Origin of the sequence: Parahaliea mediterranea, assembly GCF_017255185.1 — a bacterium.
Taxonomy (GTDB): Bacteria; Pseudomonadota; Gammaproteobacteria; order Pseudomonadales; family Halieaceae; genus JAFKCZ01.
In genome coordinates, this window is sequence record NZ_JAFKCZ010000008.1 from 120,896 (window position 1) to 134,374 (window position 13,479).

The following is a 13,479-nucleotide window of genomic DNA, read 5'->3' on the forward strand; positions in this document are numbered from 1 at the left end:
GCACTGCTGCCTGGCTCAATGTACTCCCGTCGAACCGAGAAGGCAAAAACCCCTTGCAGCGCGCAGGCCGCCGACCATGGCCGATCAGCCCTGCCCTTCCATCAGCAGGGGCATCAGCGGGTAGTGCTGCTCCGGCCCCATGGCGCTGTAGCCGCCATCCACAGGGTACTCGGCGCCGGTGACGTAGCTGGCCAGGGGCGAGGCCAGGAAGGCCACCACATTGGCCACCTCCTCGGCGTCCGCCACCCGGCCCATCAGGTTATAGGGCTCGGACACCTTGTCGGCGTGCTGGCGGTTGTCGCCGGTCAGGCCCTCGAAGGGGTCCGACCAGATATGCCCCAGGCGCGCCATGTTCACGCGGATGCCGTCCTGGGCGTACTCCACCGCCTGGGTCTTGGACAGGTGCAGCATGGTGGCCTTGGACACCGGGTAGGTCCAACGGCCGATATGCGGGGCGATGCCGGAGATGGAACCGACATTCACAATGCAGCCCTTGCGGGCCTTCAGGTGCGGCCGCGCCAGCTCCCCCAGGATGGCCGGCGACACGGCGTTGGCATTGAGCGTGCCCAGCCACTGCTCGCGGCTGGACGCCGCGCCGTCGTCGTCGTAGCTGGCGGCGTTGTTGACCAGGATATCGATGCCGCCAAAAGTCTCCACGGCGGCGGCGACCAGCGCTTCCAGTTGGGCATCGACGGTGATATCCGTCTGCACATACAGCGCCCGCTCGCCCAAGCGCGCGACCATGGCCTCGCCCTTGTCGGCGCTGCGCGCGGCGATCACCACCGCGGCCCCCAGTTGATGCAGTTTTTCGCTGATGGCGGCGCCGATCGAAGCGGCGCCGCCGGTGACGATCGCCACCTTTCCTGTCAGGTCAATCACGCTGTTACCTCCTTAACGATCAATAGTTGTAGCGCAGGGTCAGGTACCACTGGGTGCCGCGCCCGTACACGCCCTCGTAGGACTGGAAGGCATCGCCGATGATGCCCGAGACCAGGTACTCCTCGTCGGTCAGGTTGGTGCCGCCGAGGGTGACCTGGTAGTGCTCGTCGGAAGAGCGCCAGCTAACGTTGGCGTTGAGCAGGGAGTAGGATTCCTGGGCGATCTGCGCGGTGTTGAAAGTATCCATCTCCTGGTCGGCGCGGTAGGACCAGTCCAGGCGCGCGCTCAACAGGGCCCCGCTGTCGAGGTTGAAATCCTTGGAAATCGAGGCGCTCAGGGTGGTGTCCGGCACCCGTTCCAGGTCGTTGCCGGCGTCGACGAAGGTCTCGCTGGTGTCGATGTCGTCGTAACCGGCATCGAGGAAGCCCGCGGCGGTCTCCAGCATCCAGCCGTCGCCGAACAGCCAGGTGACTTCCAGCTCGGCGCCGGTGATACCGACCTCGGCGGCATTCTTGGTGACCGGCGCCACCGAGGTGAAGACCTGGATCTGGAAATCCTCGTAACGGGTATCGAAGATCGCGGCGTTGACCCGCAAGGTGTTGTCATCGCTGCTGTACTTCAGGCCCAGCTCGGTGGAGGTCACGTACTCCGGGTCGAAGGACGGGATCAAATCGATATCCGCGGTGCCGGCCGGCGCGGTGGCGCCGGCGACCTGGGGCGGAAACACCCGCTGGCTGAAACCACCGCTCTTGAAGCCCTCGGAATAGGTGGCGTAGAGCATGGTGCCATCAGTAACCTGCCAGCGCAGGTTCAACATCGGCGTGGTTTCCTCGATCTCGATCTGTTTCTCCAGGTGCGGCAGCACCCGGCTGCCCGCCTGCATGAAGGGCGCGTCCAGCATGGGGTGGCCGGTGCCCGCGAAATAGTTCTGGATGATGTACTGGTCCGGCAGGAAACGTTTGCGCTCGTCGGTGTAGCGCAAGCCGCCGGTGAGGGTGAGCGACTCGCTCAGGTCATAGCTGACCTGGGCGAAGGCCGCGGCGCTGCGGTTGTCGTAGGCCCCACCGCTGACGAATTTCGATACCGAGAAATCCAGGGTGTTGGTGTTCTCGCCGCTCTCGTCGAAGTAGTACAGCCCGAGAATCCAGTTCAGGCGCTGGTCCTCGCTGTTGCCCAAAAACTGCAACTCCTGGGTGAACTGTTGCTGGTCCAGGGCATCGACAAACTGGGTCACGCGCCAGGGCGAGCCGTCGCCGTCACGGGCGAAATGGCTGTCGAGGTCGCGGTAGCCGGTGATCGACTTCAACTGCAGGCGCTCGCTCAGGTGCCAGCTGATGGTGGTATCGGCGTGGTACAGGTCCACCTTGGCGTAGGTCGGCGCGGTGCCGTAGTTGCGATCCCCCGAACCCAGGTAGCGGTCGTCGTAACAGGCCGGCACGGCCGTGTTCACGGTCCCGGTGACACCGGGGATAATACAGGGCGCTTCGGGGCCGCCCGCGGCCAGGGAGGCTCCCACATTGTGGATGGTGGCCAGGGGCGGGGTGTCGGGGTCGATCGGACCGGCGTAGTTGATGCCGATCAGGCGGACCGGTGAACCGTTTTCATTGTCCTTGGTAAAGCCGGCGGAGACGTTCACCTCCAGGTCCGGTGTCACGTCCCACAAAAAGGCGGCGCGCCCGGTAAGGGTGTCGTCGTCCCCAAGGTCCTTGCCGTCGTGGACCCGGGTGACATAGCCGTCGCGCTGGAAGCTGGCCAGGTTGAAGCGGCCGGCCAGGCTGTCGGTAAAGGGCACGTTGACCATGCCCTTGAGGTCCAGGCGCGAATCGCTGCCCATGGTCGCCTCCAGGCTGCTGGCCCACTGCTGCTCGGGTTTGCGCGTGGTGATGCTGATGGCGCCGCCGATGGTATTGCGGCCGAATAGCGTGCCCTGGGGGCCGCGCAACACCTCCACCTGTTCCACCTCCACCAGGTCGAAGATGGCGCCCACCGAGCGCGCCACGTAGATGCCGTCCACGTAGATCCCCACCCCCGGCTCGACCGTGGGCAGGAACTCCTTCTGCCCGATGCCGCGGATGTACACCGCGGCGGCGGAGCTGGCGCCGCCGAAACTGGGGTTGTTCTGGAAGGTGAGGTTGGGGGTGATATCGCCGATTTCGATCAGGCGGGTGATGCCGCGGGCCTCCAGCCCGTCGCCGGAAAAGGCGGAGATGGCAATCGGCGCATCCTGCAGGCTCTCCTCGCGCTTGCGCGCGGTCACGGTAACCTCTTCCAGCTGCCAGCTGCGCTGGCCCTGGGCCTGAGCCTGGCTGGCCTGTACCGTGCCCAGTGTCAGCGCCGCGCCAACCGCGGCAACCAGGATCTTGTCCCTGTGGGGGATCGGGCCACGGCCCGCAATGTTCTCAGCCATTGTTATCTTCCTCGTGTCGATAGTGCGTTTGAATATTTATCTGCTCGACTTGTTTGCAGCCCGGCTAGCGGCATGCAGCTGGATACATTCTAGGAATAGCCGGCCCCGCGGGGATATTCACTGAGCGCGGCAATTATTCAGCGGCTGTATGTTTGTGCACCGGCGAGCCGCCGGCGATTGCGCGCAAGTGTGCGGTATCGCTATAAAAGCCTGTCCAGGGCAAGACAAACAATAAGGGACGTGCAATGGCGCAGTTTGATCACCTCATCGTGGGCAGTGGCATCAACGGCCTGGTGTGCGCCGCGCTGCTGGCCAAGGCCGGCAAACGCGTGTGCGTGCTGGAGCGCAACCCCGGTCCCGGGGGCTGCATCCTCACCGGCGAGATCACCGCGCCCGGTTTCCGGCACGACCTGCTGTCGAGCTGGTATCCCCTGTTCGTGACCTCCCCCGCCTTCCAGAGCCTGGGCGAGGACCTGGCGCGCCACGGCGTGGAATTCGCTTATACCGACACCCCCACCGCCGGCCTGACCGGCAGCGGCGAGGCCTTTGTCCTGCACCGCTCCCGCGAGCGGGTGTGCAATGACCTCGGGCCGGACGCCGCCGCCCAGTACAGCGCCGCCATGGCCGAGATCGAGGGCAACGCGGAGCTGGTGTTCGCGCTGCTGTCACAGCAACTCCAGCGCTGGCGCTTCGCGGTGCTGCTGCTGAAATGCGCGCGGCGCATGGGCCTGCGGGGGCTGCGCCAGTTTGCCGGCGACGCCCTCGGCAGCGTGCGCCACTGGCTGGCAAAAGCGGGCGACAACCGCGCCTACCAGGCCTGCGTGGCGCCCTGGGTACTGCACGTGGGCCTGGGGCCGGACAGCCCCAGCTCGGCGCTGATGGCCAAGGTGGTGCTGTTTACCCTCGAAGCCGTGGGCCTGCCCGTCGTGCGCGGCGGCAGTGACCGCCTGGTAAAAGGCTTCCAGGCCTTGATCGAGGAACACGGCGGGCACATCCAGTGCAACGCCCTGGTCGAGGGCATTGCCGTGCGCGGCGGCCGCGCGCGGGGCGTGCACCTCGCCGACGGCAGCTACATCGAAGCCCGCAACGTAATCTGCAGCGTCACCCCGCAACAGTTGTACGGGCACCTGCTGCCGCCGGAAGTGGTGCCCGAAGCGTTGGCCCGGCAGGCCGCCGACTACCGCTTTGGCCGCGCCGACATGCAAATTCATATCGCCCTGTCCGCCCCGGCGCAGTGGCGACAGCGCGAACTCGACCGGGTGGCCATGGTTCACCTGTGCGATGGCACCGACGCCCTGGCCCGCGCCGTCACCGAGGCGGACAACGGCCTGCTGCCCGCGCGGGCCACCATTGTGGTTGGCCAGCCCTGCGCGGTGGACCCCTCGCGGGCCCCGGCGGGCCAGTGGATTTTATGGATTCAACTGCAGGAACTCCCGGCACGGGTTCTGGGCGATGCCGCCAGGGAGATCGATATCCCCGATGACGGACGCTGGAACGAAGCGCTGAAGCAGGCCTACGCCGGGCGCATCCTCGCACGCCTGCGCGAGCATATCGTCAACCTCGACCGGGACATGCTGGCCCACGCCGTGCTCTCCCCCGCCGACCTGCAACAACTGAATTGCAATCTGGTGGGCGGCGACCCCTACTGCGGCGACTGCGCCCTCGACCAAAACCTGCTCTTCCGGCCGCTATCCGGCACGCGCAACCACGACACCTGTGTCGACAACGTGTACCACATCGGCGCCGCGACCCACCCCGGCCCCGGCCTGGGCGGCGGCTCGGGCTACCTGGTGGCGAGGCAACTGCTTTAACCGCTGTTGCCGAACGACCGTCACCACACGACAGCTGGTCGATGGATTTTCCGTTGTGCATAATACGGTGCACCCTGCGTTAAGCCTGCCGGGACAATACACGTGATCGGGAGTCGTCGCGTTGCGGTCGAGCATTCCGCGCGTATTGAGTGGCGCTATCCCGGCAGAAGGGTCCTTGCTCAGCCGCCCACGGAGGCACGCACATGAGAGCCGGAAAGATAAAACCAACACTGGCCGGCCTCTGCTGGCTGGCATTGCTCTTGCCCATACAGGCCGGCGCGGAAGTCGGCGCCAGCGCCCCCCCACCGGATGAGACTGCCGGCAACGGCGTTATCTATCCGGCCCGCGAAATCATTACCATGGACCCCGCCCGCCCGCGAACCGAAGCCGTGCTGGTTGCCGGCGGCCGCATTGTGGCGACCGGCACGCTGGACGAAGTTCGGGCGCTCGCGGGCGACGCCACGAGCATCGACCGGACTTTCGCCGACAAGGTGATCGTGCCCGGCCTGATCGAACAGCATGTCCACCCCGTGTTGTCCGCACTGACACTGACCTCGGAGATCATCGCCATTGAGGACTGGGTATTGCCCGGGCGGACTTACCCCGCGACACGCTCCCGCGAGGCGTATATGACCCGTTTGCGGCAGGTGGAGGCCGGCATGCGCGACCCGCAGGCGCCACTGGTGTCCTGGGGTTTTCACCACTACTTTCACGGTAAACTCACCCGCGCGGATCTGGACGCTGTATCCACCTCCCGGCCGATTGTTATCTGGCACCGTTCCGGCCACGAATTCATCCTCAATACCGCGGCACTCGGGCTTGCCGGTGTCACCCGGGAACAAGTCGCCCGCACCGAGCAGGCGGTCCGTGAGCAGATAAATTTCGAACAGGGCCATTTCTGGGAGCGGGGCGCCCTGGAGTTTCTATCGCCGCATATCTTGCCGCTGATAGGCAAACCCGCACAGTTACGCGCCGGGCTGGAGTTGAGCGCGCGCTATCTGCATGCCGCGGGTGTCACGACCGCGGCGGAACCCGGCGGCGTCTCGGGCTTCTACCCACAGCAGATCGCCGTTCTGGGTAACACCGCGTCGCCATTCCGTTTTTACTTTATTCCCGACGGCCGTTCACTTGCGCTGGAGCATCGCGGGGCCGACCTCCTGGCGGCAACGGAAGGGGTACAAAACGGCGCCCAGGGGCATACGGCATTCCTGCCGCGGCAGGTGAAGCTATTTTCCGACGGCGCGATCTTCAGCCAGCTGATGCAAATGGAAGACGGCTACCTGGACGGCCATAAGGGCGAGTGGATGATGGACAAGGAAGTGTTCAATTCGGCGTTCCGTACCTACTGGGACGCGGGATACCAAATCCACATTCACCAAAACGGCGACGGGGGTCTGGAGCGCGTACTGGATGCCCTCGAGGAAAACATGCGGCGCAACCCCCGGCGGGATCACCGCACCACGATCGTTCACTTCGGCTTTTCCAGCCCCCGGCAAATCGACAGGATCGCCAGGCTGGGAGCGATTGTGAGCGCCAACCCGTACTACACGGTGGCGCTGGCGAATCAGTACAGCGACTTCGGTATCGGACCCGAGCGGGCCAATGACATGGTCAGGCTGGGAGACGTGTCCCGCGCGGGCGTGCCCTTTTCCCTGCACTCCGACATGCCCATGGCGCCCGCCCAGCCGCTGTTTTTGATGTGGGCCGCGGTGAATCGGACGACGTTTTCCGGGCGCACCGCCGGACCCGCGCAGACGCTCACGGTGGAGCAGGCGCTGAGGGCGGTAACCCTGGATGCGGCCTACTCGCTGCGGCTGGAAAGTGAAGTCGGCAGTATAGAGCCAGGCAAACGCGCCAATTTCACTGTCCTGGAAGACAGCCCCTTCCAGGTCAGTCCGCAATCGATCAAGGACATCCGGGTTTGGGGCACGGTACTGGAAGGCCGCGTGCAGCCGGTCGAGCCATAGGCGTTGCGCGGCCCGCCCGGCGCGGGAAGACGGGCGGGCCCTGGCCTCTAGTACAACACCACCGAGCGAATGCTCTCGCCCGAGTGCATCAGGTCGAAGGCCTTGTTGATATCGTCCAGCGGCATGGTGTGGGTGATCAGGTTGTCGATGTTGATGCGCCCGTCCATGTACCAGTCAACGATTTTGGGCACGTCGGTCCGCCCGCGGGCGCCGCCGAAGGCCGTGCCCCGCCAGGAGCGCCCGGTCACCAGCTGGAAGGGCCGGGTTGAAATTTCCTGGCCGGCGCCCGCCACACCCACGATGCAACTCTCGCCCCAGCCCTTGTGGCAGCATTCGAGGGCCTGGCGCATGACATTGACGTTGCCGATGCACTCAAAGCTGTAATCCACCCCGCCGCCGGTCAACTCGATGATGTGCTCCACCACGTTGTCGACCTCCTTCGGGTTGACGAAATCCGTCATCCCGAATTGCTTCGCCAGGGGCACCTTGGCCGGGTTGAGGTCCACGCCGATAATGCGGCTCGCGCCGACCATGCGCGCGCCCTGGATCACGTTCAGGCCGATGCCGCCCAGGCCGAACACGGCCACGGTGGCGCCCGCCTCGACCTTCATGGTGAAGGCCACCGCGCCGATGCCGGTGGTGACGCCGCAGCCGATGTAGCAGATCTTGTCGAAGGGGGCGTCCTTGCGCACCCGGGCCAGGGACACCTCCGGCAGCACGGTGTAATTGGCAAAGGTCGAGCACCCCATGTAGTGCCGAATGGGCCTGCCCTCGAAGGAGAAACGGCTGGTGCCGTCCGGCATCACACCCTGCCCCTGGGTGGCGCGCACCGCCTGGCAGAGATTGGTCTTGGGGTTCAAGCAAAAATCGCATTCACGGCACTCCGCCGTGTACAGGGGAATGACATGGTCCCCCTTTTGCAGGTTTTTGACGCCGGGGCCCACGTCGACCACGACACCCGCGCCCTCGTGGCCCAGAATCGCCGGGAAAATCCCTTCCGGGTCGTCGCCCGAAAGGGTAAAGGCGTCGGTGTGGCACACCCCGGTGGCCTTGATTTCCACCAGGACTTCGCCCGCCTTCGGCCCCTCGAGGTCCACCTCGACGATTTCCAGGGGTTTGCCCGCCTCGAACGCGACGGCTGCTCGTGTCTTCATGGTCCAGTCCACCTGTTGCAACGCTGATTCGGGGGCACTATATTTTGTTTCTTTAAAAGAATTAATAGCCGTAATATATAAATACTTTTTCTGTATAGAAATAATTGCTCGCCATGGGCGACAGGGTAACGTCATGCACAAGTGGGAAGCGATCGAGGCCTTTGTCAGCGTGGTGCACCACCAGAGTTTTTCCCGCGCCGCGGAGGACCTGGGGGTATCGAAGTCCCATGTGAGCAAGCAGATCGCCGCCCTGGAATCGCGCCTCGCGGCCCAGCTCCTGGTGCGGACCACGCGCAGTCTCGCCGTGACCGAGGTCGGCCAGGCCTTCTATCTGCGCTGCCAGGACATACTCGCCACCCTCAGGGAGGCCGAGGACGCGGTGCTGGACCTGCAGGAAAAACCCCGCGGCCGCCTGCGGATGACCGTGGCCGGCGCGTTTGGCGAGGAGTTCATCGCCCCCGCCGCGGCCGACTTCATGAGCCAGAACCCCGGGCTTGCCATCGAGCTGGATTTCAACAACCGGCTGGTGGACCTCATCGCCGAGGGTTACGACCTCGCGGTCCGCGCCGGCACGCTGCAGGACTCCTCGCTGATCGCCCGCCGAATCTGCAACCGCCGCCTGGTCACCTGCGCCTCCCCGGCCTACCTCGCGCGTTATGGCGAGCCGGAGGACATTCACGCGCTGGTCAATCACAACTGCCTGGTGGGCACGCTGAATACCTGGCGCTTCCGCGACGGCCAGCGCAACTTTGACATCACCGTGGACGGCAACTGGCGCAGCAACAATGGCCGGGCGCTGGCACATGCCGCGGCGGCAGACCTGGGACTGGTCCAGCTCCCCGACTTCTACGTTCGGGACGCCCTCGACGCGGGAACCCTGAAGACCGTACTCGAGCCCTACAACCCGACCGACACCGCGGTCTGGGCCGTGTACCCCCACAACCGGCACCTGTCCGCCAAGGTACGGCTATTCGTCAGTTACCTCGCCGAGGTACTGGCCTGACGGGACCCGGCCACAACAGCCTCGCGAACGGCCCCGGCCGATGGCAGGAGTGCTTGACAGGCATCGGTAATGCCGATATTTTACATTTAAAACATTAACACGGGTTTCGGCTCCAGCCCGACTCCCTCTGACCGAGCGAGATCAAGGTGTCGTCCGTATATCAGGTATTCGCAAGCACCGCCGGCCGATCGGCGGACCAGCCCTTCCTGCACATCCCCGCCACGGCGGCGAAAGCCTATGCCAGCGGTCCCGTCGACCTCGCCTATGGAGAAGCCCTGGCGCGTATCGATGCCTGCGCCGCGCAATACGCGGCCCGGGATTTCGGCCACCCGCTGCGCGCCGCCCTGGTGCTGGACAACCGCGCGGAGTTTTTCATTCACTGGCTGGCCCTGAACAGCCTCGGCTGCAGCGTGATCCCGGTCAGCCGCGACATGCAGGCCGAGGAGATCGCCTACTTCCTCGAACACGGCGAAGCCGCGGTGGTGATCGCGCTGCCGGAGGCGGTGCCCGAACTGGCGCCGGTGCAGGCCATGCTGGAACGCGAGGTGCCGGTGGTCGACTGCGAACGGCTGGACCAGTTGCCCGCGGTGACCGGACGCAGCGACGAGGCCCCCGCGGAGGATACCGAGTGCGCGCTGCTGTACACCTCCGGCAGCACCGGCAAACCCAAGGCCTGTATTCTCAGCAATGAGTACTTCCTGTTCGCCGGGCAGTGGTACAACGAGGTCGGCGGCCTGGCGGCCATCGAGCAGGGCGTGGAGCGCCTGCTGACACCCCTGCCGCTCACCCACATGAACGCCATGGCGGTCTCCACCATGGCCATGATCCAGAGCGGCGGCTGCATCATCCAGCTCGACCGCTTTCACCCGCGCAGCTGGTGGCAGAGTGTGCGCGACAGCGGCGCCACCATCGTCCACTACCTGGGCGTATTGCCCGCCATCCTGCTGGAGCTGCCCGAGACACCGCAGGACAACGTCGGCGGACAGGTCAAGTTCGGCTTTGGCGCCGGGGTCAACCCCAAGCACCACGCGCGCTTCGAGGCGCGCTTCGGTTTTCCCCTGCTGGAGGCCTGGGCGATGACCGAGTCCGGCGTCGGCGGCAGCATCATCGCCAATACCGAGCCCCGGCACGTGGGCACCTGTTGCTTCGGCAAGGCGCCCGACTACCTGGAGGTTCAGCTGGTGGACGAGCACAAACAGCCCGTTGCCCCGGGCGAGGAAGGTGAGTTGCGGGTGCGGGCAAAAGGCGACAATCCCGCCCGCGGCTTTTTTTCCGGTTACCTGAAGAATGCCGAAGCCACCGCCGAAGCCTGGCAGGACGGGTGGCTGAATACCGGCGACGTGGTGCGCGAGGGGCCCGATGGCAGCCTGCACTTCGTCGACCGGCGCAAGAACGTGATTCGCCGCTCGGGCGAAAACATCTCCGCCCTCGAGGTGGAAGCCGCCCTGCTCACCCACCCCGCGCTGGCGGAAGTGATCGTGACCGCGGTGCCGGACGAATTGCGCGGCGACGAGGTGGCGGCCTGCGCCGTGCTCGCCGACGGCGCCCCGGGCGACGCGCAGCTGGCGGCGGCGCTGGTGGCGCACTGCATGGACCAGCTGGCCTACTACAAAGCACCCGGCTACGTGCTGTTCTGCGAGTCGCTGCCGCGCACGGCCTCCAACAAGCCCCGTCGCGGTGACGTGAAAACGCTGGCCAGGAGCCGCGTGGCCGCGGGCGAGTGTATCGATACCCGCGAGCTGAAAAAGCGGCGGACCGCGTCATGAAGGACTACGCGGGCGTTGTCCTGGCGGCACCGGTCAGTTTCGGTTACGCGCGCCAGAGCCCGCGCGGCGCCAACTGGTTTATTGGCTGCACCCTGGCAGAGATGCTGCGCCAGGCCGGCCTGGCCAAGGACGATGTCGACGGCCTCGCCGTGTCGAGCTTCTCCCTCGGCGCCGACTCCGCCATCACCCTGACCCAGCATTTCCAGATGAGCCCGCGCTGGATCGACCAGCTCCCCTACGGCGGCGCCGCGGGACTGGTCGCCCTGCGCCGCGCGGCGCGCGCCGTCCAGGCCGGCGACGCCGAGATCGTCGCCTGTATCGGCGGGGACGGCGCCGCCCACCGCGCCTTCGAGGGCACCGCCGCCAATTTCAGCAACTTCACCATCGACGCCTCCTTCCCCTACGGCGCCGGCGGCCCCAACACCGCCTTTGCCCTGATTACCCGCCACTATATGGAGCGTTTCGGCGCCACGCGGGAGGATTTCGCGCGCGTCGCCCTCGACCAGCGCTACAACGCCAACCACTACCCGCCCGCGCTGCTGGGCCACAAAACACTGTCGCTGGAACAGTACCTCGGCGCGCGGCCCATCGCGGGGCCCCTGCACCTGTTCGACTGCGTGATGCCCTGCGCCGGTGGCGAGGGCTTCCTGATGATGAGCGAGGACCGCGCGCGCCACCTGGGCCTGCCCTACTGCCACATACTCGCCGCCGGTGAGCTGCACAATGCCCACCGCGACGATCCGGTGCAGTTCCGCGGCGGCTGGACCGAATACGCCGATGCGCTGTACCAGGCGGCGGCACTGGGACCGGAGGATATCGACCTGCTGCAGACCTACGACGACTACCCGGTCATCAGCATGCTGCAAATGGAAGACCTGGGTTTTTGCGCCAAGGGCGAGGGGCCGGCCTTCGTGCGCGACACCGACCTGCGCTTCGACGGCAGCGGCCAACAGGCGCGCAAACTGCCCCACAACACCTCCGGCGGCCAGCTGTCGGTGGGCCAGGCCGGCTCCGCGGCGGGCTATATGGGCATCGTCGAGAGCATCCGACAGCTCACCGGGCGCGCGCCGCACAACCCGGTCAGCGGGGCGCGCCATGCGATGGTGAGCGGTTTCGGCATGATCAACTACGACCGCGGCCTGTGCAGCGCCGCGGCGATTCTGGGGAGCGCGCAGCAATGAGCAAACGCCAGACCATGCGCCAGCGCCTCAAGCTCAACCGCCCGTCGCGGCGCCGCCTGGCCCGCCCGCCGCGCCAGCGCACGCCCGTGGGCATGGATTTCACCGCCGCCAATCTTCCAGTCGCCCTGTCCCTGCAACACTGCAGCGCCTGCGGCGCGGCGCAGTACCCGCCCCGGGAGGTCTGCGGCGACTGCCTGTGCCCCACCCTGGTGTGGCGGGAAGCGGAGACCGGGGGCACGCTGCTGGCCGGGGTGGACCTGCACCACAGCCTGTGGGAGTTCTTCAAGCGACGCATCGCCCAGGCGCCCTGGCCGGTGGCGTCGGTTCGATTGGACTGCGGAGTGACGGTATTTGCCCACCTGGCGCTGCACACCTTTTCCGCGCTCCCCGCGAAAGACGCCGCCTCGCTGCCCGCCGATACCCGCGTCGCGGTGTTCAGCCACAGCGACGCCTCGCGCAACGCGGTACTGATCGCGGTGAGCGCCGACACGCCCATCGCCGAGCGCGGCCAGCGGCGGGCCATTGCGCAACAACTGGAACTGACCAGCCCGGCGGAAAAGCCGGAGGGAATCTAATATGACGCAACAACACGATACAGTGGTCGTCACCGGCGGCAGCACCGGCATCGGCGCGGCCATCTGCCAGCAGCTGCTGGATGAAGGCCACCGCGTGGTCAACCTGGCCCGCCGCCCCCTCGAGGTGGATCACCCCGCCCTGCACAACGTCACGCTCGACCTCAGTGATCGCGAGCGCACCGCCGCCGTCGCGCGGGAGACCGCCGACCAGTTCCCGGTCACCGGCCTGGTGCACAACGCGGGGCTGATCCGCGCCAGCGGGCTCGAAGAGGTGGCGCTGGAGGACCTGGATTACCTGAACCAGGTCCATATCGGGGCCGCCATCAGCCTGAGCCAGGCCTTCCTGCCGAACATGAAGCAGCGCGGCTTCGGTCGCATCATCCTGATCACCTCGCGCGCCGCCCTCGGCCTGCAGACCCGCACCTGCTACTCAGCCACCAAGTCGGGGATGATGGGCATGGCCCGCACCTGGGCCCTGGAGCTGGGCGAGCACGGCATTACCGTCAACACCGTGGCACCGGGCCCCATCGCCGCCACCGAGATGTTCCACAAGGTGGTGGAGGACGGCAGCGAACAGATGCAGCGCATGGCGGCGAGCATCCCGGTCAAACGCCTGGGCCAGCCGGAGGATGTCTCCCGCGCGGTCTGCTTCCTCAACCATCCCGACAACGGCTTTATCACCGGGCAAACCCTGATGGTTTGCGGCGGCGCCAGCCTCGGCTCGCTCTCACTATAA

Annotated in this window: 10 protein-coding genes; 7 read left to right on the forward strand and 3 right to left on the reverse strand. The window is 66.2% G+C overall.

Annotated elements, in window-relative coordinates; genetic code table 11:
• Positions 1 to 84: 84 nt before the first annotated feature.
• Together JYP50_RS12375 and JYP50_RS12380 are read right to left on the reverse strand one after the other, a co-directional pair.
• Positions 85 to 879: an SDR family oxidoreductase gene (locus tag JYP50_RS12375; RefSeq protein ID WP_206560843.1), complete on the reverse strand. Its 795-nt coding sequence runs from the start codon at positions 877 to 879 to the stop codon at positions 85 to 87.
• A 19-nt stretch (positions 880 to 898) separates the two neighbouring features.
• A complete protein-coding gene (locus JYP50_RS12380) occupies positions 899 to 3,286 on the reverse strand; it encodes a TonB-dependent receptor (protein ID WP_206560844.1) in 2,388 nt (795 codons plus the stop codon).
• Positions 3,287 to 3,531: 245 nt separating this feature from the next.
• On the opposite strand from JYP50_RS12380, the gene JYP50_RS12385 reads away from it, so the two are divergent.
• Positions 3,532 to 5,097 (forward strand): phytoene desaturase family protein, encoded by a 1,566-nt coding sequence (locus tag JYP50_RS12385; RefSeq protein ID WP_206560845.1) that lies wholly within the window; start codon positions 3,532 to 3,534, stop codon positions 5,095 to 5,097.
• 203 nt (positions 5,098 to 5,300) lie between these two features.
• Positions 5,301 to 7,064: an amidohydrolase gene (locus tag JYP50_RS12390; protein WP_206560846.1), complete on the forward strand. Its 1,764-nt coding sequence runs from the start codon at positions 5,301 to 5,303 to the stop codon at positions 7,062 to 7,064.
• A 47-nt stretch (positions 7,065 to 7,111) separates the two neighbouring features.
• Here the strand turns inward: JYP50_RS12390 and JYP50_RS12395 are convergent, their stop codons facing one another.
• On the reverse strand, positions 7,112 to 8,218 hold the full coding sequence (locus tag JYP50_RS12395) for an S-(hydroxymethyl)glutathione dehydrogenase/class III alcohol dehydrogenase (RefSeq protein ID WP_206560847.1): 1,107 nt from the start codon (positions 8,216 to 8,218) through the stop codon (positions 7,112 to 7,114).
• Positions 8,219 to 8,351: 133 nt separating this feature from the next.
• Between JYP50_RS12395 and JYP50_RS12400 the strand changes: the two genes are divergently transcribed.
• The 5 genes from JYP50_RS12400 (at position 8,352) to JYP50_RS12420 (ending at position 13,479) form a co-directional block, all read left to right on the forward strand.
• Positions 8,352 to 9,221, forward strand: a complete 870-nt coding sequence (locus JYP50_RS12400) for a LysR family transcriptional regulator (protein ID WP_206560848.1) — start codon at positions 8,352 to 8,354, stop codon at positions 9,219 to 9,221.
• A gap of 146 nt (positions 9,222 to 9,367) precedes the next feature.
• Positions 9,368 to 10,987, forward strand: a complete 1,620-nt coding sequence (locus JYP50_RS12405; protein WP_347136782.1) for an AMP-binding protein — start codon at positions 9,368 to 9,370, stop codon at positions 10,985 to 10,987.
• Entirely contained in the window at positions 10,984 to 12,168 is a 1,185-nt protein-coding gene (locus tag JYP50_RS12410; protein ID WP_206560849.1) for a thiolase family protein, read from the forward strand. The genes JYP50_RS12405 and JYP50_RS12410 overlap by 4 nt, the downstream gene beginning before the upstream one ends.
• Complete coding sequence (locus tag JYP50_RS12415; protein WP_206560850.1) at positions 12,165 to 12,743, forward strand: Zn-ribbon domain-containing OB-fold protein; 579 nt, start codon at positions 12,165 to 12,167, stop codon at positions 12,741 to 12,743. The genes JYP50_RS12410 and JYP50_RS12415 overlap by 4 nt, the downstream gene beginning before the upstream one ends.
• Position 12,744: 1 nt before the next feature.
• Entirely contained in the window at positions 12,745 to 13,479 is a 735-nt protein-coding gene (locus tag JYP50_RS12420) for an SDR family oxidoreductase (protein ID WP_206560851.1), read from the forward strand.